Source organism: Streptomyces sp. NPDC050548, assembly GCF_044457385.1.
GTDB lineage: Bacteria > Actinomycetota > Actinomycetes > Streptomycetales > Streptomycetaceae > Streptomyces.
Genome location: NZ_JBITGV010000018.1, coordinates 14,006 through 32,362 on the forward strand (window position 1 = coordinate 14,006; position 18,357 = coordinate 32,362).

An 18,357-nucleotide genomic window follows, 5' to 3' on the forward strand; every position below is an offset into this window, starting at 1 on the left:
GGCACATCAACAGGTCTTGTCGGGCTGTGGTTCGATCGTCGAGGGTCAGTCCCGAAGAGTTTCCTTGTGAGTGAGGGCGGCGCGCATACGGTCCGCACAACGAGGCGGGTCCACAGCACCGGTCCGCCGCAGTCAACGCAGCACAAGGGGAGGCATTGTGGCGAGTGTGGAAGTGTCGCTGAAGGAAATGATGGCCGGCATCGAGGGGGCGATGGGGGCCGCGGTCGTCGACTACACCAGCGGGATGGCGCTGGGCACGCTGGGCGGCAGCAAGACCCTGGACCTGACGGTCGCCGCGGCCGGCAACACGGATGTGATCCGGGCCAAGGTGCGCACCATGGAACAGCTGGGTCTCAAGGGCCAGATCGAGGACATCCTGATCACGCTGGACAACCAGTACCACCTGATCCGCCTGATCACCGGCCGTGACGGCAACGGCCTGTTCCTGTACCTCGTGCTCGACAAGGCCCGCTCGAACCTGGCCATGGCCCGCCACCAACTCAAACGCGTCGAGGGACAGATCGAGATCTAGCCCGCCCTGGCATGCGGGAATCACGTCCGCCCATGATGTGAAGACTTCTTCAACTCGCGATATCCGTATGGTCGCAATGTGCGGTTGCGCGGGGACCGAGACGTGAAGGATCGGCTTTCGGAGGGCGGCCGGGGTGTGACGACCGGCCGCCCTCCGAAAGCCGCCACACCCCGCGAGCCGCATTCCCACCCGGCAAGGAGCGAGCGTCCATGCAGGTCCCCCTCTACCAGGTCAAGGCAGACTTCTTCCGCATGCTCGGCCACCCCGTGCGCATCAGGGTCCTGGAACTCCTCCAGTACGGTCCGGTCTCCGTACGGGACCTGCTCGCCGACATCGAGATCGAACCCTCCAGCCTGTCGCAGCAGTTGGCCGTCCTGCGACGCTCCGGGATCGTCGTGTCCACGCGGGAGGGTTCCACCGTCCGCTACGAACTCGCCGGCGGAGACGTCGCCGACCTCCTGCGTGCCGCGCGCCGCATCCTCACCGAACTCCTCACCGGCCAGAACCAGATCCTCGCCGAACTCCAACAGGCCGACGCCCCTCCGCATCCGCTGCCCACACCTCGGTGACCGGCGCGGGGCCGGACACTCGGCGGTGTGCTGGGCCGCTGTTCTTCGCGGCCGCGCACCGTATGTGGGCGTCGTATGTGGGCGGGCCCGCACCGGGGGCCGGAACCCTCCGCTGCCGCAGGCTTCGGGTGGTCGGTTCTGGTGCGCGGATTCGGTAGGGGCGGGGCCGCGGGCGAGGATGGGCCGCATGTGTGTGACGAGTGGGTGGACGCGATGCGCCGACGACCGGCCGGCACGGCCGTGCTGTTGTATCGGGGAGGCGACGACACGATGAGTACGCCGCTGTACCAACTGAAGGCCGAGTTCTTCAAGACGCTCGGCCACCCGGCCCGCATCCGGGTCCTGGAGCTGCTGAGCGAGCGCGAGCACGCGGTGGCGGAGATGCTGCCCGAGGTGGGCATCGAGGCGGCCCACCTCTCCCAGCAGCTCGCGGTGCTGCGACGGGCGAACCTGGTGGTGACCCGCAAGGAGGGTTCCACCGTGTACTACTCGCTGACCAGCCCGGACATCGCCGAACTGCTCAGGGTGGCCCGCACCATCCTCTCCGGCGTGCTCGCCGGGCAGGCCGAACTCCTCGCCGACCTGCAGGCCGGGCCTTCGGTCAGCGCGCCGGGGTCCCGGCCAGGCGTTCCACCGTCGTGACCGTCTGGTCGAGGATCGTGTCGAAGAGGCGGGCGTGCGCGGCGGGGAGGTCGGCGAGGAGGGGACGGAGGGGGTCCGTCGTGGGGTCGGGGGCGGGGGCGTCGTCGAGGAGTGCGGTCATCTCCTCGTCGGGTCTGCGGTAGCCCTCGTAGACGGCGTTGCCGAGCAGCGTCGAGGAGATGAGGGTGACGGCGAGGGCCAGGTCCTCGGCGGAGAGGCCGGCCGGGAGGAGGATCTCGCGCAGCCGGGTCAGGCCGGGGGTCCAGGCGGGGTGCCGGGTCGTCGTCATGTACGGCATGAGCTGCGGGTAGGGGCGGAGGTTGGCCTGCCCGGCGCGCATCCAGGCGCGGAGCCGGTCGGGCCAGGGGCCCTCGGGGATGGGGTCGCGCCGCATGGCCTCCAGGACGTGGTCGGCGGCGGCCTGGAGGAGGGCGTCGCGGTCCGGGAAGTAGCGGTAGAGGGCCATGGGGGCGGCGCCGACGACGTCGGCGACCCGCTTGATGGTGAGGGACACGGCCGGCTCGGCGAGCAGTACCTCGACCGCGCCCTCGACGATCCGCTCCCGTGACAGCCGGGGCGGGCGCCCCCTGCCCCGGCGGCCGGAACCCGTCCCCACCTGCGTCATCCGCTACGCCTCTCCGTCCGCGACAGCCGTGCCCGGACAGGGGAAGGCTACCGCTCCCGCACATTCCGGGCCGGGCTCCCTTTATTTTGCGTATGGCGTACGAAAAACATGCCAGACTCGTTTCGTTCGGCCCCTGTCGCACGCATCCGCCGGAGGCTTCGCCATGTCCGCGTCCGCCATCCACACCCCAGCCACTGAGGGCGCCGGGCGCTCCGGCGCCGTCGTCTGGGTCCTGGCCCTCGGTGGCATCACCGTCTCGCTGATGCAGACGCTGATCATCCCGATCGTTCCCGAACTGCCGAAGCTGCTGAACTCCTCGCCGTCCGACGCCACTTGGGCGATCACCGCGACCCTGCTCGCCGGTGCCGTCGCCAACCCGGTGGTGGGACGGCTCGGGGACATGTACGGCAAGCGGCGGATGCTGCTGCTCAACCTCGTGCTGCTGATAGCGGGTTCGGTGGTCGGCGCGCTCAGCGACTCGCTCGCCCCGATGATCGTCGGACGGGCGCTCCAGGGCTTCTCGATGGCGGTCATTCCGCTCGGCATCAGCATCATGCGCGACGAACTCCCGCCGGAGCGGCTGGGATCGGCGACCGCGCTGATGAGCGCTTCGCTGGGGGTGGGCGGTGCGCTGGGGCTGCCGACGGCCGCGTTCATCGCCGAGAAGGCCGACTGGCATGTGCTGTTCTGGACGGCGGCGGTGCTCGGTGCCGTCGTGACCGCGCTCGTCGTGGCACTCGTACCGGAGTCGGCGGTGCGCAGCGGCGGCCGGTTCGACGTCGTGGGCGGGGTCGGGATGTCGATCGGTCTGGTGTGTCTGCTGCTCGCCGTCTCCAAGGGGGCGGACTGGGGTTGGGGCAGCGGGACGACGACGGGTCTGTTCGTCGTGGCCGTCGCCGTGCTGCTGGTGTGGGGCTGGTGGGAGCTGCGCGCCGACCGGCCGCTGGTCGATCTGCGGACCAGCGCGCGGCGTCAGGTGCTGCTGACCAACCTGGCGTCGGTGATGTTCGGCTTCGCCATGTTCGCGATGTCGCTGGCCGTGCCGCAACTGCTCCAACTGCCCACGCTCACCGGCTACGGCCTCGGCCAGACCGTGCTCGCGGCGGGCCTCACCCTCGGCCCCTCGGGCCTGGTGATGATGGCCACGGCGCCGCTGTCCGCCCGGATCTCGGCGGCGGCCGGTCCCAGGGTCACCCTCATGCTGGGCGCGTTCGTCGTGGCCGCCGGTTACGGCCTCGGCGTGGTCATGCTGTCCGCGGTCTGGCAGGTCGTCGTGGTGTGCTGTGTGATCTCCGCCGGGGTCGGTTTCGCCTACGGCGCGATGCCCGCGCTGATCATGGGGGCGGTGCCGCTGTCCGAGACGGCCGCCGCGAACAGCCTCAACAGCCTGATGCGCTCCATCGGTACGTCCGCCTCCAGCGCCGTCGCCGGGGTCGTACTGGCGCACATGACGACGACGTTCGGCTCACTGACGGTCCCCTCCCACAACGGTTTCCGCGTGATCATGGGCATCGGTTCGGCGGCGGCCCTGGCGGCCCTGGCACTGGCCGCGTTCCTGCCGGGCCGTCGGCCGGTCGTCGGCGCGGGGGTGCCCGCGGCGGCCTCCGCCGAGGTGGGGGCGAGGTAGGGGTTCTGAAAAAGTGTGTCACTTTGCCCTGAAAGTGACACACTTTTTTGGAGGGAGTACCCCGTACCCCGCCCTCGCGGTGCTACGACAGCTGCGACTGCACCTGGGACGAGATCAGCTCCAGGTGGTCCAGGTCGTGGAGGTCGAGGACCTGGAGGTAGATGCGCCGGGAGCCGGTCTCGGCGTAGCGGCCGATCTTGTCGACGACCTCGGACGGGGAGCCCGCCAGACCGTTGGCCTTGAGTTCGTCGACCTCGCGACCGATCACGGCGGCGCGGCGGGCGACCTCCTGGTCGTCCTTGCCGACGCAGACGACGAGGGCGTTGGAGTAGACGAGGTCGTCGGCCTTGCGGCCGGCCGCCTCGGCGGCGGCGCGGACCCGGCCGAACTGCCGCTCACTGTCCTCGATCGAGGCGAACGGCATGTTGAACTCGTCGGCGTACTGCGCGGCCAGCCTCGGGGTACGGCTCGCGCCGTGGCCGCCGATCAGCACGGGAATCCTGGACTGCGCGGGCTTCGGCAGCGCCGGCGAGTCGGTCAGGTCGTAGTACGTGCCGTGGAAGTCGAAGGTGTCGCCGGGCTTGGTCTCCCACAGGCCGGTGACGATGGCCAGCTGCTCCTCCAGGCGGGCGAACTTCTCCTTGGGGAAGGGGATGCCGTACGCCTTGTGCTCCTGCTCGAACCAGCCCGCGCCCAGCCCGAGTTCGACCCGGCCGCCCGACATCTGGTCGACCTGGGCGACCTGGATGGCGAGGACGCCGGGGAGGCGGAAGGTGCCGGCCGTCATCAGGGTGCCGAGGCGGATCCGCCTGGTCTCGCGGGCGAGGCCGGCCAGGGTGAGCCAGGCGTCGGTGGGACCGGGCAGGCCGTCGCCGGAGCCCATGCTCAGGAAGTGGTCGGAGCGGAAGAAGGCGTCGAAGCCGAGGTCCTCGGTGGCCTTGGCCACGGCGAGCAAGGTGTCGTAGGTGGCCCCCTGCTGGGGCTCGGTGAAGATGCGAAGATCCATGCCTCCATCCTGCACGCCGGTCCGCCGGTCAACCCCACCGGTCCCTGCGGCCCCACTCCTGCCCGGTCGGGTGAAATTGCGTCAACCGCGCGCACGGGGACTGCCCGTGCCAGTGACCGGCCCCGGTGATGATCGTTGGCTCGGGCGGAGCCGGACCGCCCGGATTCCCGCACCGGCGAGGCGACGTCGGGGCGTCACCCGCATCGGCCTCCGCTCTCGGGGGCCACGGGCCGAGGAGGCCGCCATGTCCGAAGAAGCCGTGCCGCAGCAGGGCGGGCCTGCGCAACCGAAGGGGTTGTTGCAGCAGATGGAGGAGCTGATGGCGTCACTGAACGCCGACCTGTCCGCCCTCGACGCGGATCTGCAGTCGGCCGGAAGCACGGGGTCGGTGTCCGCCGAGGAGGGCGGCGCGACCGCCTGACGCTTCTGCGGCGCCGGAGGCGGACCTCTCTCACCCCGCCTCCCGCTCCGGTATCTCCGCCCGCTCCCGGTCCGCCAGTCTTCGCAGCATCTCCAGGACCCGGTCCCGCGACTCGTCCGCCGCGTCGATCGCCTCCATGCACTGCCAGTACGTGCCCTCGTCGTCCGCCGCGCAGGCGATGCCGACCAGGGCGATTCCGACCTCGCCGAGCAGCCCGCCGAGGCAGAGGAGCGCGAGGCGCGCGTCGCCCAACTCCGTGAGCTGCGCCGCCCGTAGGTCCTCGACCGCGAGCACCGGGGTGTCCAGGACGCCGCAGCCCCGGCCCGCCAGCTCCGTCAACCCCAGTGCCTCGCCGCGCAGTTCGGGCGGACCGAAGACCGCGAGGCGGCTGCCGATCGCCTGGGCGAGGGCCTGCGCCTGCCACACCTCGGTCATGGTCCCCGGCACGTCCCCGCTTCCGGCCAGGGCGCGCCTGCTCGTCACGATGAGCCGCATCGCGTCCATGCACTGCCCCCGTCATATCCCGACGTGCCGGTCGCACGTCCGCCCGAACTCCCTTGTCCACTACCCAGAGTGAGAGTCCCTGAGACGAAAAGCCAGAGGAAGGCGGAAATCTGTGGACAACAAATCGGTTGCGGACAGATGAATGACTCCGGAGAGTGAAAATGGACGCGCCGACTCCCCCAACTTGTCCATGACGACCGTCACGGCCGGGGGAACCGGTCCTCGTTCCGGTCGATCTTCGCCTCCAGCGCGGCGAGCGGGTCGATGCCGAGCACCTCGCACAGCTGCAGCAAGTAGGCGAGTACGTCGGCGACTTCGTCCCGCACCCGGTGTGCGCTGTCCGGGTCGTCCATGACCCGCGCGGACTCCTCGGGGGTCAACCACTGGAAGATCTCGACCAGTTCGGAGGCCTCCACGCTGAGCGCGGAGGCCAGGTTCTTGGGGGTGTGGTAGGGCTGCCAGTTCCTGGCGGCGGCGAACTCGGCCAGTCTGCGCTGCAGTTTCGCCACGTCGAGATGTTCTGTCACGGCACCAGATGTACCACCGTGACGCCCTCGATCCGGTCGGCCCAGGACGCGTCGCTCACCGCGCCGACCAGCCGGATGTGTCCGCGCTCGCACATCCGGGCGGCGAGCCGCAGCAGTTCGGCCCGTTGCCGTACGTCCAGTGCCCGGTCGAGGCCGTCGGCGAGGACGGTGAGGGTCTGCATCGCGGCCGGGACCTCGCCGGGCGGGTCCACCTCCAGGACGCCGGGGCCGGTGAGGAGCACCAACGCGAGTGCGGTGTAACGGAGTTCACCGTCACCGAGCCGTCCGAAGCCGGTGCGCCCGTGGTCGCCCCGGTCGAGCACGGCCCTGACCAGGCCGTCGCCCAGCGGTTCCGCGAGCACGTCCGCGACGGCTCCGGCGCATCCGGTGCGGACGGCCGCGACGAGTTGGCCGTGGCGTCGCCCGCATTCGCTCCGGGTGCGCCACAGCACGTCGGCGAGGTTGGCGCAGTCCCGCAGCAGCCGCCCGTCGCCGATCGGCACGGGTGCGCGCATCCGCTCGGGCGCCGGGTCGCAGGCGAAGACGGAACGCAGGGCGACCACCATCTGCTCGGCGGCGGCGAGGACTTGACGCTGCCCGTCCGTCTTGCCCGCGACCCGCAACGGCAGCAGGGCGGTGCCGAGCCGGTCGTCGGGCAGCGGGGCACGGGTGACCGGTGACGAACCCGCCGTGTGCCAGGCGGCCTGCACCGAGCGGCGGGTGGGATCGCGCAGGGCGGTCTCCAGGAGGACCAGGCCGCCGGACGTCAACCGCTCGCCCACGATGCGGAGTTCGGGCTCGGCCTGGACGGCGACGTCGAGCCGTACCGGCCCCTCGGGCCCGTCCGCCGTACAGCCGATGCGGAAGCCGCGCCGGCGCTGGACGTCGGGCCGGGCCCGGTCCGGGACACAGGCGACCGGGTCCGGGAACACCTCCCCCACCTCGCCCCCGCCGCCGAGCCGCGCGAGTGCCTCGTACGCCCGCAGCGCGCTCGTCTTGCCGCAGCCGCTGGGCCCGGCGAAGAGGGTGAGCGGCCCGAGCGGGAACCCGACGCCCCGGTGCGTGGCGAACGCCGACAGGCGTAGCTCGGTGAGGTGCGGCCGGTCGGGGCTGGACTCCGGGGACACGGAAGGTGCCGGCCGGGGTGAGGCGGCCTGTGGCGGCACACGGGGTTCGCACAGCGGAGCGGACTGGGGAGACTGCGGGGACACGGCCATATCCGGACCGTAGGCCTCCGCTGCGAGGCGAACCGTTCCGTCCCGGGGACCTTCCTACGATCGAGGGACCGGCCGCCACCGCTCTCCGGTCGGACTCACACGCCCGGAACCCCCGCCCCTTCCATCAGCCCCCGCACTTCCGTCCCGGGCGGTGTGAGCAGGAACACATTCCGGTCGACGCGGGTCATCCCGCTCGACAGGCCGAAGACGACGCCGGTGCTGAAGTCCAGGACTCGCCTGGCGACGTCGGTCTCCGCTCCGGTCAGGTCGAGGAGCACCGGTATGCCCGCCATCAGGGTCTCCGCGACCTCGCGGGCGTCCCCGAACACGTTCACCCGCAGGACGACGAAGCGGCGGCGCGGCTCGGTCTCGGCCTCGGGTATCGCCCGGTGGCTCACGGCGGACGGCCAGGCGTCCCGGCCTCGCAGCGGCACTACCTGCGCGAGCCCCTCCCACTGTTCGTCGGTGACATCGTGGCTGTTCACCGGCATGCTCCGTCCTGGGTCGCGCTGGCAGTCTGCATCCGGCAATTGTTGCGCACTGTCACCCGTTCGGCTCAACAGCGACACACTCCGCGACAAGATCGGGCACATCTCACACCGGCCCCGGGCCGGTTGTGCAGCGGGCGTAACCCCTCATGATCGAGCCGCGTGACATCGGCGTAACGGGCAATTCGTAGCGTCTACGGCATGACGACGAGCCTTCGGACGCAGCAGGTACGAACGGTCTGCTCGTACTGCGGTGTGGGCTGCGGCATGCTGCTGGACGTCGGGGCGGGTCCCGACGGCAGGCGTACGGTCCTCAAGGCATCCGGCGACAAGGCGCACCCGGCGAACGCGGGGCGGCTCTGCACCAAGGGCGCGACCACGGCCGAGATGCTCGCCGCGCCGGGCCGGCTCACCAGCGCGCTGGTCCGGGACGACCGGGGCGCGGAGCCGAGGCGGGCGCCCGTCGCGGACGCCGTCGCCGAGACCGCGCGCCGGCTGCGGAAGATCGTCGACGAGCACGGGCCGGACGCGGTCGCCTTCTACGTCTCCGGGCAAATGAGCCTGGAGGCGCAGTACTTGGCGAACAAACTGGCCAAGGGGTTCGTCCGGACGAACCAGATCGAGTCCAACTCCCGCCTGTGCATGGCGAGTGCGGGTGCCGGCTACAAGTCGTCGCTGGGCGCGGACGGGCCGCCGGGCTCGTACGAGGACTTCGAGCGGGCGGACGCGTTCCTGGTCATCGGCTCGAACATGGCCGACTGCCATCCGATCCTCTTCCTGCGGATGATGGAACGGGTCAAGGCGGGCGCCAAGTTGATCGTCGTCGACCCGCGCCGCACGGCCACGGCGGCGAAGGCGGACCTGTTCCTGCAGATCGCGCCGGGCACCGATCTCGCCCTGCTCAACGGCCTGTTGCGGCTGCTGCACGAGAACGGGCACACCGACCCGGAGTTCATCGCCGCGCACACCGAGGGCTGGGAGGCGCTGCCCGAGTTCCTCGCGGACTACGCGCCGGACGCGGTCGCCGCCCTCACCGGTCTCGCCGAGGACGACATCCGTACGGCGGCCCGGCTGATCGGCGAGGCGGGCGAGTGGATGAGCTGCTGGACGATGGGGCTCAACCAGTCCACGCACGGCACCTGGAACACCAACGCCCTGGTCAATCTGCATCTCGCGACCGGCGCCATCTGCCGCCCCGGCAGCGGGCCGTTCTCCCTCACCGGCCAGCCGAACGCGATGGGCGGCCGTGAAATGGGCTACATGGGACCGGGGTTGCCGGGCCAGCGGTCCGTACTGGTCGACGCGGAACGGGAGTTCACCGAGGAGGTGTGGGGCCTGCCGCCCGACACCCTCCGCGCGGACGGCGTCGGCCGGGGCACCGTCGAGATGTTCCAGAAGATGGCCGACGGCGACATCAAGGCCTGCTGGATCATCTGCACCAACCCGGTCGCCTCCGTCGCCAACCGGCGCACCGTCATCGAGGGCCTGGAAGCAGCCGAGTTCGTCGTCACCCAGGACGTCTTCACCGACACCGAGACCAACGCGTACGCCGACGTCGTCCTCCCCGGCGCCCTGTGGACCGAGTCCGAGGGCGTCCTCGTCAACAGCGAGCGCACCCTCACCCTCGCCCGCCCCGTCGTCGACCCGCCCGGCGAGGCCACCTCCGACTGGCGGCTCATCGCGGCCGTGGCGTGCGCGATGGGCTACGAGAAGGGCTTCTCGTACGACAGCGCCGAGGAAGTCTTCGAGGAGATACGGCAGTTCTTCAACCCGGTGACCGGGTGGGACCTGCGCGGGGTGACCTACGAGCGGCTGCGGTCCACGCCGGTGCAGTGGCCCGCGGCGGAGGAGGACGGGCCGGACCGCAATCCCATCCGGTACACGGGCGGCGGCGAGCTGCGGTTCCCGACTCCCAGCGGGCGGGCGGTCTTTCACGCCCGGCCGCACATGCCGGCCGCCGAACTGCCCGACGACGACTACCCGTTCGTGCTCAACACGGGGCGTCTTCAGCACCAGTGGCACACGCTCACGAAGACCGGCAAGGTCGCCAAGCTCAACAAGCTGAACCCCGGGCCCTTCGTCGAGCTGCATCCGCAGGACGCGCGGGAGTTGGGGATCGCGGAGGGCGACTCGGTGGAGGTCGCGTCACGGCGGGGGCGGGCGGTGCTGCCGGCCGTGGTGACCGACCGGGTACGGCACGGGAACTGTTTCGCGCCGTTCCACTGGAACGACCTCTTCGGCGAGTATCTGAGCGTCAACGCGGTGACGAGCGACGCGGTCGATCCGATGTCGTTCCAGCCGGAGTTCAAGGTGTGCGCGGTGTCGCTGGCGAAGGTGGCGAGCGCGCCGACGGACGATCAGCCGAAGGCACTTGAGCCGACCTCCGTGACCCCGGGCGCGAATCCCTTCGGGCTCGACCCCGCCCCGCCGCCCGTGCTCACCGCGCAGGAACGCGTCTATCTGACCGGCTTCCTCGCGGGTATCGAGTCCGGCGCCCCGGGTGTGCCGACGCTTCCGCCGGACGCGCCGTTCAGCGCCGAACACGCCTTGTGGGTCAACGGTGTTCTCGCCGGGATGTATTCGAGGTCGGTAGCCGCGCCCGTACAACAGCCACAAGCGGGGCGGCAGATCGTCGTGCTGTGGGCCTCGCAGACCGGCAACGCCGAGGAGCTGGCGGCGGCCACCGCAGAGCGACTCGGCTCGGCCGGACACCGGGCGAGTCTGCTCGGCATGGACCAGGCCGACGTCGGCACGCTTCCGGCCGACGCCGATCTCCTCTTCATCACCAGCACGTTCGGCGACGGCGACGCCCCCGACAACGGCTCCGGCTTCTGGGACGCGCTCGCCGGCGAACAGGCGCCCCGGCTGGACGGAGTACGGTTCGCGGTACTGGCTCTGGGCGACTCGTCGTACGACGACTTCTGCGGGCACGGGCGCCGACTGGACGCACGGCTCGACGAGTTGGGCGGGGTGCGGCTGACCCCGCGCACGGACTGCGAGCCGGACTTCGAACCGTCGGCGGACGCGTGGCTGGGCCAGGTGATCACCGCGCTGGGCGCCGAGCCCGAAGCCCCGGAAGCACCGCGCCGCGCCCCCAAACCCGCCCCCGTCACCGCCCGTCTCGTCGGCAACCGGCTGCTCAGCCGGGCAGGCGCGGACAAGGAGGTCCGGCGCTTCACCTTCGACACGAGCGGCACCGACCTCACATATGAGACCGGTGACGCCCTCGGCGTGCGGCCGGTCAACTCGCCCTCCCTGGTGGACGAATGGCTCGCCGCCACCGGTACCGACGCCGCAACCGTCGTAGAGGTGGCGGGTGTTGGCGAGTTCCCTTTCGCCGAAGCACTCCACCGGCAGCTGGACATCACCCGCATCACCCCCGATCTGCTGCGCTTCGTGGCCGAACGGGCCCGGGACGACCGGGAGTTGCGCAGGCTGCTGCGGCCGGACAACAAGGACCGGCTGGCGCAGTGGAGTTGGGGGCGGCAGGCGGTGGACGTGCTCGCCGAGTACCCGGTGAAGGCGAGTGCGGAGGACTGGGCCGGGGTGCTCAAGAAGCTTCAGCCGCGCCTGTACTCGATCAGCTCCAGCCCGCTCGTCGACCCGCACAGCGTCTCGCTGACGGTGTCGGTGGTGCGCTACGAGAATCTCGACGGGCGCCCGCGCGGCGGAGTTTGCTCGCCGTTCCTGGCCGATGCCGAGGCGGGCACGGAGGTACCCGTGTTCGTACAACGCGCACCGCACTTCCGGCCGCCCGCCGATCCCGCGACGCCGATGGTGATGGTCGGACCCGGCACCGGTGTCGCGCCGTTCGTCGGGTTCCTCCAGGAGCGGCGCGCGCTCGGGCATGCCGCGCCGAACTGGCTGTTCTTCGGTGAGCAGCACCGGGGGACGGACTTCTACTACGAGGAGGAACTCGCGGAGTTGCTCGACGAGGGCACGCTCGCCCGGCTCGACACCGCCTTCTCCCGGGACCAGCGGGCCAAGGTGTATGTGCAGGACCGGATGCGTGAGCACGGGCCGGAGTTGTGGCACTGGCTGCAGCAGGGCGCCCACTTCTATGTGTGCGGTGACGCCTCGCGGATGGCGAAGGACGTGGACCGGGCGCTGCGTGACATCGCGGTGGCGCACGGCGGTCTCGACGAGGCGGAGGCGGCCTCGTACGTGAAGCAACTGGCGGCGGCGAAACGGTATGTGCGCGATGTTTACTGAATGAACCGATGGCTTCGGTCAGTTGAACAATGACGTTCGCTTTTGCTGCTTTCCCGCCACAAAACCGGACTTCTTACCGCCCTCACACCCGACTCTTCACGATGCGCGGCACCCCGCTCACCGGGGCCGAATAGCCTCCTATGTCGTGCACTTGGCAGAAACACCTCAGGTGACACCCGGTCGGCGGACACAGTCGGCGGTGTCCGCCCCGGAACCTCCCGCGCAGTGGCATCGCATCCTCACCCTGCTCGCCGACATCAGTCTCTTCATCGGTGTCCGCCCGGTGTGGACACAGGCCGCCAGCCACCGGCTCGTCGTGGCGGCGGCCGTGTCCCTCTGCTACGTCTCGATCCTGGTGTGCGGGGTGCTGGCCCTGGTGGTGCGCAGGGCACGGTCGTTGGCCCGGATCGACCTCGCCGTCCTGGTGACGGCGGTCCTGCTGACGCTGTCCGCGTGGTCCGTGTTCCACAACGGCGGCGACGAGGCGGTCCTCACCACCCAGGCCGCCAAGGAACTGGTCGCCGGGCACCCGATCTACGGACAGCCCTGGCCGTGGCTCTTCCACTCCGGTGGCGTCGCGCTGACCCCGACCGTGTCCGGCGGCTACGACTACACGTACGGATATCCGCCGCTGGAAACGCTGTTGACGGCACCCCTGCTGTGGATCGGGCACGGCGGCGCCCCCGCGACGGCCGTCGCGACCGCCGCGCTCATCGCGGGCGCGGTCCTCATGTGGCGGCTGCTGCCGACCCAGTGGCGCTCGGCGGCCACCATCGCGTGTCTGGGCCTCGGTCTGCTGCCGACCTACGGCCGGCAGGGCTATCCCGCCGTCCTGGCCATGGCGTTGCTGATCCCGGTGGTGGTCCGCTGGCCCCGGATCGGCAGGGGCGGCCGGCTCGGTCCGGCCGGGATCGCCCAGGCCGCATGTCTGGGAGCGGCCTGCGCGGCGCAGCAACTCCCCTGGTTCCTCACGCCGTTCCTGCTCGCCGGGATCTACGCCGTACGGCGCGGCGAACTGGGCGCCAGGCAGGCGGGGTTGGTGCTGCTGCGGATCATCGGGGCCGCGCTCACCGTGTGGCTGCTGATCAACACGTACTTCATCGTGCACGAACCGGGCACCTGGATCGCGGGCATCGCGCTGCCGCTGACCCAGGGCGCGGTGGTGCACGGCCAGGGCCTGGTGGACATCTCGCTGTACTTCACGAACGGCAGCGACCGGCTCGACTGGTACTCCCACGCGAGCATGCTGCTGGCGGCGGGGCTGCTCGCCGTGTTCATGCTGTTCGTACGCCGGCTCGGCCCGGCCGCGACCGTGCTGCCCTGGTGCGCCTTCTATCTGGCGACGCGTTCACAGGACGGCTACTACCTGATGATGACCCCGCTCTGGCTGGCGGCGGCGGTCACCACACCGCTCTCCGAGTTCCGCGACGCGTGGCAGCCGCGCCCCCGGGTGCTGTCCGGCCCGCACCGCCGCCGGGTCAGGGTCGCGGCGGCCGTGCTGCTGCTCACGCCCGCGCTGGCGAGCGCCGCCGTGGCGGCGACGGGCGCACCGCCGATGAGCATGAAGCTCGCCGGGGTGCGGAGCGCGGGGCCCGCCGTCGTGACCCGGCTGACCCTCCAGGTCACCAACGCGTCCGGCAGCGCGCTCTCGCCGCACTACATGCTCACCACGGGTCAGGGCATGAGCAGGTTCTGGTCCCAGGTGGGCGGTCCGACGACACTGCCCGCGCACAGCACGCGGCGCATCGAACTCCAGGCGCCCGGGGGGAAGTTCACCCTCCCCCACAAGAAGGTCCGGATCCGGGTGCGCGCGTTCACCGCGACGCCACAGACGCTGTCCAGCTCGGACGTCCGGCTGCAGCCCGCGGGTTGACGGTCCGTCAGGCGGCGGTACGCAGGAAACGCAGCGTGGTCGTCACTGTGGTGAGGCCGCGCAGCATGCCCATCTGGTTCCAGCCCAGGCCGAACTGGTCGCGGTCCACGGTGAATTCGGCGTCCAGGGTGAGCGCCTCGCCGCTGGCGTCCTTGAGCCGGGCGGTGAAGGTCTGCGGGCGGCTGATGCCGTGGACGGTCAGCTGACCGACGACGTGCACGGTGTCACCGGTCAGCTCCGCGCTGCGCACCGCGAAGGTGATCTCCGGGAACTTCTCGACGTCGAACAGGTCGGCGGAGCGCAGATGCTTGTCGCGCTTGGCGTTCTTGGTGTCCAGGGAGGCGGCGGCCAGGGTCAGCGTGCCGATCGCGGACCCGTCGGGCCGGACCTCACCCTGACCGGTGACGGTGCCGAAGGTGCCCTTCACATTGACCAGGCCCCACATCGTCTTGTGGCTGATGCCCACGGTGGAGGCGGCCTGGTCGAGCTGCCACACCCCGGTTTCGACGGCGACGGTCATGATCTCTCCCGCTGGTTCCAGTAGTCCAAATTTGAATGAGCCACACGCTAGCCCATTATTCAAATCTGAACAACCATCTCCTCCAAATTTGGACAACGGGTAGACTCGGAACCATGGCCGACCCTGTTGAGCACCCTGCCGACCAGCCCGGATGTCCCTCGTCGCAGGGCGGCGGACTGCTCCCGCCCGAGCTGCGCGCCTGGATGCTGCTGCTGGCGGCGACCGGCGCCGTGGAGCAGGAGCTGCGCTCGGTCGTGAAGGGGAACCTCGACGTCTCGCACGACGAGTTCCTGGTGCTGTGCCTGCTGGCCGAACAGCCCGAGGGGCTGCGCATGACCCGGATCGCCGAGCTGCTCGGCCGCCCGAAGACCCGGCTGACGTATCAGATCGCCTGTCTCCAGCACGCGGGGCTGGTCACCCGCAAGTCGGTCTGCGGGGACAAGCGCGGGGTCGAGGTCGCCCTCACGGAGAAGGCCCGACGCCTGCTGACGGAGGCGTCGGAGACCCTCTCCGAGACGGTCAAGCGGGCCCTCACCCAGTTCGTCGGCCCGGCCCAACGCGAGGCGATGTGCGCGCTGTTGCCCGATCTGGTCGGCGATACGCAGGACTCGTCGGCGACAGCATGAGGCCCCTGGGGACGGCTGTCGTCGGACGACAGCCGTCCCCAGGGGCGGGCCGCGAGAGGTGATCGCGTGGACGAGAAGGAGAAGCCGCGGCGCCCGGTCGGAGTGGGGGCGGCGCGGCCGGAGACGCGGGCGGCGCGGTGGGACGGGGAGCGCCGGCAGCAGTCGTAGCGGAGCCGCCAGGCGTCCGGCGACGACCCGGAGCGCGCGCAACGCGGCGCGTCCGCAGGCCACAGGGCATCACACAACGGACCGGTCCTACTCCTCGATCACCAGGCCCTTCGCCGCCAGTACCGGGGCGAGGCCGCACATCTCGATCACCGTTTTGCCGGCGCGGTACGCGGCGATGAAACCCGCCTCGGCGTCGACCCGTTCCTGGGAGGCGGCGGCCGCCTCGGCGGCGTCCTCGCGGCGGACGACGACCACGCCGTCCGCGTCGGCGCGCATGATGTCGCCGGAGCGGACGAGGACGCCGCCGACGGTGACCGGCTCGCACATCGGGCCGACGGTCTCCTTGACCGTGCCCTTGATGGAGACGCTGCGGGAGAAGACCGGGAAGCCGAGGGCGCGCAGGTCCTCGGTGTCACGGACGCCCGTGTCGGTGATCAGACCGGCGAGGCCCTTGGACTGGCAGGCGTTGGCGAGGACGTCGCCGAAGGAGCCCGCCTCCTCGTAGTTGCCGGCGGACACCACCACGACGTCGCCGGGGCGGGCGTAGGCGATGGCGGTCTGGAGCATGAGGTTGTCGCGCGGGGCGCACTGGACGGTGAAGGCGGGGCCGCAGAGGGACATGCCGCGGTCGACCGGCTTGATGGCCGAGTCCAGTGCGCCGAGGCGGCCCTGTGCCTCGTGGATGGTGGCCGAGGAGAAGGCGCTGAGCTGCTTGACCAGATCGGGCTCCGGCCGGTCGAACTTCGTGCTGACGCGGATCATGACGAACCTTTCAGACGGAGGGGGCGTCGGTCAGTGCGGCGCAGGCCGTCGCGATGCGTTCGCAGGCCTCGGTGAGGACATCCGTCGAAGTGGCGAAGGAGATACGGAAGTAGCCGGGGGCGCCGTACGCGGCTCCGTGGATCACCGCCACCTGTTGGCTGTCGAGGAGGTGGAGGGCGAAGTCCTGGTCGTTCTCGATCCGGGTGCCGGAGGGGGTGAACTGACCTGTCGCCGCCTGGCAGTTGACCAGGACATAGAAGCCGCCGTCCGGGACCGTGCAGCTGAGCTGAGGCACGTCGTTGACCAGCTTCACGGTCTCGTCGCGGCGGGCGCGGTAGACGCGCACGGTGTCCTGGACGAAGTCCTGCGGTCCGGTGAGCGCGGCGGCAGCGGCGGCCTGGCTCACCGAGGAGGGGCACGAAGAGGTCTGCGACTGAAGGGTGTTGATCGCGGTGACCAGGTCCGCGGGGCCGACGCCGTAGCCGATGCGCCAACCCGTCATCGCGTACGTCTTCGAGACACCGTTGGTGAGGAACACCCGGTCGGCCAGGCGGGGTTCGACGGCCGCGAGCGACGGGGCCTCCTCGTCGCCGTACCAGATCTCGTCGTAGATCTCGTCGGTGAGGACGCCGACGTGCGGGTGGGCCAGCAACACCTCGCCGAGGGCGCGGAGTTCGGCGGTGGTATAGGCGGATCCGGTGGGGTTTCCCGGGGTGTTGAGGACGACCCAGCGGGTGCGTTCGGTGATCGCCGCCGTGAGGCGCTCCGGGGTCAGCTTGAAGCCGTCCGCTTCGGGGCAGTCGACGATGACCGGGGTGCCGTCGTTGGCGCGGACCATGTCCGGGTACGACACCCAGTACGGGGCGGGGACGACGACCTCGTCCCCCTCGTCCAGAGTGGCCATCAGGGCGAGGAAGATGACCTGCTTCGCGCCGCCGCCGACGGTGATGCGGGAGTCGGGGACCTCCAGGCCGTGGCGCTCGCGGAGTTTGCCGGAGATCGCCGCACGCAGGGCCGAAGTGCCGTTCACCGGCGTGTACTTGGTCTCCCCGGCTTCGATGGCGCGGATCGCTGCGGCCTTGACGTGGTCGGGGGTGTCGAAGTCGGGCTCGCCCACGGTGAGGTCGAGGATGGTGAGGCCCTGGCTCTTCAGCTCGCGTACGCGCTGGGCCGCCGCCGTGCTGGGCGAGGGCTTGATGCGGTGCAGCCGTTCTGCCGTCTTCATGTGATCAGCCCTCCCTGCGCTCGAAGTTGAGGCCGCCGGGCACCTGGAAGGTGGGCAGGATCTCGATGTGGCCGATGTTGACGTGCCGGGGCGCGTCGACGGCGAACTCGATGGCGTCGGCGATGTCCTCGGGCTTCAGGGACTCGTAGCCGTCGTAGTACTCGCGCTGGGCGGCCTCCATGTCGCCGAGGAGGCGGCCGAAGATCTCCGTCTCCACCCGGCCGGGGCAGATCTCGCTGACGCGGACCCGGCGGCCGTAGCCGTCGACGCGGAGCTGACGGGAGAGGGTGTGCACGGCGGCCTTGGTGGCGTGGTAGATCGTGTTGCCGCCGAAGTTGTAGACCCCGGCGATGGAGCTGATGTTGACGATGTGGCCGAGGTCGCGCTCGACCATGCCGGGCATCAGCAGGCGGACCAGGTGCAGGACGGCCTGGATGTTGACGGCGATCTGCTCGTCGACGGCGAACTCGTCGGCGGTGAGGATGTTGCCGGTGCGGGAGACGCCCGCGTTGTTGACGAGGACGTCGATCTCCAGGCCGTCGAGGACGGCGGTGAGCGCCTCGGTGTCGGTGATGTCGACGGCGTGGGGGACGCAACCGGTCTCGTCGGCAAGGGTGTTGAGCCGGTCGGCGTTGCGGGCCACGGCGTGGACCTCCAGGCCGCGCTTGGCGAGCCGTTCGACGACCACGGCTCCGATGCCGGTCGACGCTCCGGTGACGAGGGCCGTCCTGTAGTCGGAGATGGGCATGCTGAGGTGCTCCTTGTTGTGCGAGGTGGGGGGTGCAACGGGCGTGCGGGTGCCGGGAGTTCGTG

The 18,357-nt window shown here is 70.6% G+C and carries 18 protein-coding genes and 1 pseudogene; 8 read left to right on the forward strand and 11 right to left on the reverse strand.

Annotated elements, in window-relative coordinates; translation table 11 throughout:
• Positions 1–157 precede the first annotated feature (157 nt).
• From ACIBJH_RS37600 to ACIBJH_RS37610, 3 genes are all read left to right on the forward strand, one after another.
• Entirely contained in the window at positions 158–532 is a 375-nt protein-coding gene (locus tag ACIBJH_RS37600) for a hypothetical protein (RefSeq protein ID WP_399121432.1), read from the forward strand.
• 209 nt (positions 533–741) lie between these two features.
• Complete coding sequence (locus ACIBJH_RS37605) at positions 742–1,101, forward strand: ArsR/SmtB family transcription factor (RefSeq protein ID WP_399121433.1); 360 nt, start codon at positions 742–744, stop codon at positions 1,099–1,101.
• Positions 1,102–1,371: 270 nt separating this feature from the next.
• Complete coding sequence (locus tag ACIBJH_RS37610; protein ID WP_399121434.1) at positions 1,372–1,743, forward strand: ArsR/SmtB family transcription factor; 372 nt, start codon at positions 1,372–1,374, stop codon at positions 1,741–1,743.
• Here the strand turns inward: ACIBJH_RS37610 and ACIBJH_RS37615 are convergent.
• Positions 1,703–2,368 carry a TetR/AcrR family transcriptional regulator gene (locus ACIBJH_RS37615; RefSeq protein ID WP_399121435.1) on the reverse strand — a complete coding sequence of 222 codons (666 nt, stop codon included), beginning with the start codon at positions 2,366–2,368 and terminating at the stop codon, positions 1,703–1,705. The genes ACIBJH_RS37610 and ACIBJH_RS37615 overlap by 41 nt on opposite strands.
• A gap of 163 nt (positions 2,369–2,531) precedes the next feature.
• Between ACIBJH_RS37615 and ACIBJH_RS37620 the strand changes: the two genes are divergently transcribed.
• Entirely contained in the window at positions 2,532–3,995 is a 1,464-nt protein-coding gene (locus ACIBJH_RS37620) for an MFS transporter (protein WP_399121436.1), read from the forward strand.
• Positions 3,996–4,077: 82 nt separating this feature from the next.
• Here ACIBJH_RS37620 and ACIBJH_RS37625 read toward each other — a convergent pair whose 3' ends face one another.
• Entirely contained in the window at positions 4,078–5,001 is a 924-nt protein-coding gene (locus ACIBJH_RS37625; RefSeq protein ID WP_399121437.1) for an LLM class F420-dependent oxidoreductase, read from the reverse strand.
• Positions 5,002–5,245: 244 nt separating this feature from the next.
• Between ACIBJH_RS37625 and ACIBJH_RS37630 the strand changes: the two genes are divergently transcribed.
• On the forward strand, positions 5,246–5,422 hold the full coding sequence (locus ACIBJH_RS37630; RefSeq protein WP_200713655.1) for a hypothetical protein: 177 nt from the start codon (positions 5,246–5,248) through the stop codon (positions 5,420–5,422).
• A 30-nt stretch (positions 5,423–5,452) separates the two neighbouring features.
• Here the strand turns inward: ACIBJH_RS37630 and ACIBJH_RS37635 are convergent, their stop codons facing one another.
• The 4 genes from ACIBJH_RS37635 to ACIBJH_RS37650 all read right to left on the reverse strand — a co-directional run bounded on the left by ACIBJH_RS37635 (position 5,453) and on the right by ACIBJH_RS37650 (position 8,161).
• Positions 5,453–5,926 (reverse strand): DUF6099 family protein, encoded by a 474-nt coding sequence (locus tag ACIBJH_RS37635; RefSeq protein WP_200713654.1) that lies wholly within the window; start codon positions 5,924–5,926, stop codon positions 5,453–5,455.
• A gap of 200 nt (positions 5,927–6,126) precedes the next feature.
• The gene (locus ACIBJH_RS37640; RefSeq protein ID WP_359610118.1) at positions 6,127–6,453 is read right to left on the reverse strand and encodes a nucleotide pyrophosphohydrolase; all 327 of its coding nucleotides are present in this window, start codon (positions 6,451–6,453) and stop codon (positions 6,127–6,129) included.
• Positions 6,450–7,670 (reverse strand): AAA family ATPase, encoded by a 1,221-nt coding sequence (locus ACIBJH_RS37645; RefSeq protein ID WP_399121438.1) that lies wholly within the window; start codon positions 7,668–7,670, stop codon positions 6,450–6,452. The genes ACIBJH_RS37640 and ACIBJH_RS37645 overlap by 4 nt, the downstream gene beginning before the upstream one ends.
• Positions 7,671–7,765: 95 nt before the next feature.
• Positions 7,766–8,161, reverse strand: a complete 396-nt coding sequence (locus tag ACIBJH_RS37650) for a cell division protein SepF (protein WP_399121439.1) — start codon at positions 8,159–8,161, stop codon at positions 7,766–7,768.
• Positions 8,162–8,359: 198 nt separating this feature from the next.
• On the opposite strand from ACIBJH_RS37650, the gene ACIBJH_RS37655 reads away from it, so the two are divergent.
• Together ACIBJH_RS37655 and ACIBJH_RS37660 are read left to right on the forward strand one after the other, a co-directional pair.
• Positions 8,360–12,370: a molybdopterin-dependent oxidoreductase gene (locus ACIBJH_RS37655; protein ID WP_399121440.1), complete on the forward strand. Its 4,011-nt coding sequence runs from the start codon at positions 8,360–8,362 to the stop codon at positions 12,368–12,370.
• 199 nt (positions 12,371–12,569) lie between these two features.
• The gene (locus tag ACIBJH_RS37660; protein WP_399121441.1) at positions 12,570–14,243 is read left to right on the forward strand and encodes a hypothetical protein; all 1,674 of its coding nucleotides are present in this window, start codon (positions 12,570–12,572) and stop codon (positions 14,241–14,243) included.
• Positions 14,244–14,250: 7 nt separating this feature from the next.
• Here the strand turns inward: ACIBJH_RS37660 and ACIBJH_RS37665 are convergent, their stop codons facing one another.
• Entirely contained in the window at positions 14,251–14,763 is a 513-nt protein-coding gene (locus ACIBJH_RS37665; RefSeq protein ID WP_399121442.1) for a YceI family protein, read from the reverse strand.
• A gap of 113 nt (positions 14,764–14,876) precedes the next feature.
• Here ACIBJH_RS37665 and ACIBJH_RS37670 point away from each other — a divergent pair, with 113 nt between their 5' ends.
• The gene (locus tag ACIBJH_RS37670; protein WP_399121443.1) at positions 14,877–15,389 is read left to right on the forward strand and encodes a MarR family winged helix-turn-helix transcriptional regulator; all 513 of its coding nucleotides are present in this window, start codon (positions 14,877–14,879) and stop codon (positions 15,387–15,389) included.
• A gap of 24 nt (positions 15,390–15,413) precedes the next feature.
• On the opposite strand, the pseudogene ACIBJH_RS37675 reads toward ACIBJH_RS37670, so the two are convergent.
• The 4 genes and pseudogenes from ACIBJH_RS37675 to ACIBJH_RS37690 all read right to left on the reverse strand — a co-directional run.
• A pseudogene (locus ACIBJH_RS37675) lies at positions 15,414–15,608 on the reverse strand (hypothetical protein); the annotation flags it as partial.
• A gap of 36 nt (positions 15,609–15,644) precedes the next feature.
• Positions 15,645–16,319, reverse strand: coding sequence for a 4-carboxy-4-hydroxy-2-oxoadipate aldolase/oxaloacetate decarboxylase (locus ACIBJH_RS37680; RefSeq protein ID WP_399121444.1), 675 nt, complete (start codon positions 16,317–16,319; stop codon positions 15,645–15,647).
• A 10-nt stretch (positions 16,320–16,329) separates the two neighbouring features.
• Entirely contained in the window at positions 16,330–17,544 is a 1,215-nt protein-coding gene (locus ACIBJH_RS37685; RefSeq protein WP_399121445.1) for an aspartate transaminase, read from the reverse strand.
• Positions 17,545–17,548: 4 nt separating this feature from the next.
• On the reverse strand, positions 17,549–18,292 hold the full coding sequence (locus ACIBJH_RS37690) for an SDR family oxidoreductase (protein ID WP_019074841.1): 744 nt from the start codon (positions 18,290–18,292) through the stop codon (positions 17,549–17,551).
• Positions 18,293–18,357 lie beyond the last annotated feature (65 nt).

Excerpts from the sequence above, each read along its gene's own strand:
- ACIBJH_RS37605 (WP_399121433.1), top strand. The coding sequence starts at position 742 with ATGCAGGTCCCCCTCTACCAGGTCAAGGCAGACTTCTTCCGCATGCTC.
- ACIBJH_RS37610 (WP_399121434.1), top strand. The coding sequence starts at position 1,372 with ATGAGTACGCCGCTGTACCAACTGAAGGCCGAGTTCTTCAAGACGCTC.
- ACIBJH_RS37615 (WP_399121435.1), bottom strand. The coding sequence starts at position 2,368 with ATGACGCAGGTGGGGACGGGTTCCGGCCGCCGGGGCAGGGGGCGCCCG.
- ACIBJH_RS37620 (WP_399121436.1), top strand. The coding sequence starts at position 2,532 with ATGTCCGCGTCCGCCATCCACACCCCAGCCACTGAGGGCGCCGGGCGC.
- ACIBJH_RS37625 (WP_399121437.1), bottom strand. The coding sequence starts at position 5,001 with ATGGATCTTCGCATCTTCACCGAGCCCCAGCAGGGGGCCACCTACGAC.
- ACIBJH_RS37630 (WP_200713655.1), top strand. The coding sequence starts at position 5,246 with ATGTCCGAAGAAGCCGTGCCGCAGCAGGGCGGGCCTGCGCAACCGAAG.
- ACIBJH_RS37635 (WP_200713654.1), bottom strand. The coding sequence starts at position 5,926 with ATGGACGCGATGCGGCTCATCGTGACGAGCAGGCGCGCCCTGGCCGGA.
- ACIBJH_RS37645 (WP_399121438.1), bottom strand. The coding sequence starts at position 7,670 with ATGGCCGTGTCCCCGCAGTCTCCCCAGTCCGCTCCGCTGTGCGAACCC.
- ACIBJH_RS37650 (WP_399121439.1), bottom strand. The coding sequence starts at position 8,161 with ATGCCGGTGAACAGCCACGATGTCACCGACGAACAGTGGGAGGGGCTC.
- ACIBJH_RS37655 (WP_399121440.1), top strand. The coding sequence starts at position 8,360 with ATGACGACGAGCCTTCGGACGCAGCAGGTACGAACGGTCTGCTCGTAC.
- ACIBJH_RS37665 (WP_399121442.1), bottom strand. The coding sequence starts at position 14,763 with ATGACCGTCGCCGTCGAAACCGGGGTGTGGCAGCTCGACCAGGCCGCC.
- ACIBJH_RS37670 (WP_399121443.1), top strand. The coding sequence starts at position 14,877 with ATGGCCGACCCTGTTGAGCACCCTGCCGACCAGCCCGGATGTCCCTCG.
- ACIBJH_RS37680 (WP_399121444.1), bottom strand. The coding sequence starts at position 16,319 with ATGATCCGCGTCAGCACGAAGTTCGACCGGCCGGAGCCCGATCTGGTC.
- ACIBJH_RS37685 (WP_399121445.1), bottom strand. The coding sequence starts at position 17,544 with ATGAAGACGGCAGAACGGCTGCACCGCATCAAGCCCTCGCCCAGCACG.
- ACIBJH_RS37690 (WP_019074841.1), bottom strand. The coding sequence starts at position 18,292 with ATGCCCATCTCCGACTACAGGACGGCCCTCGTCACCGGAGCGTCGACC.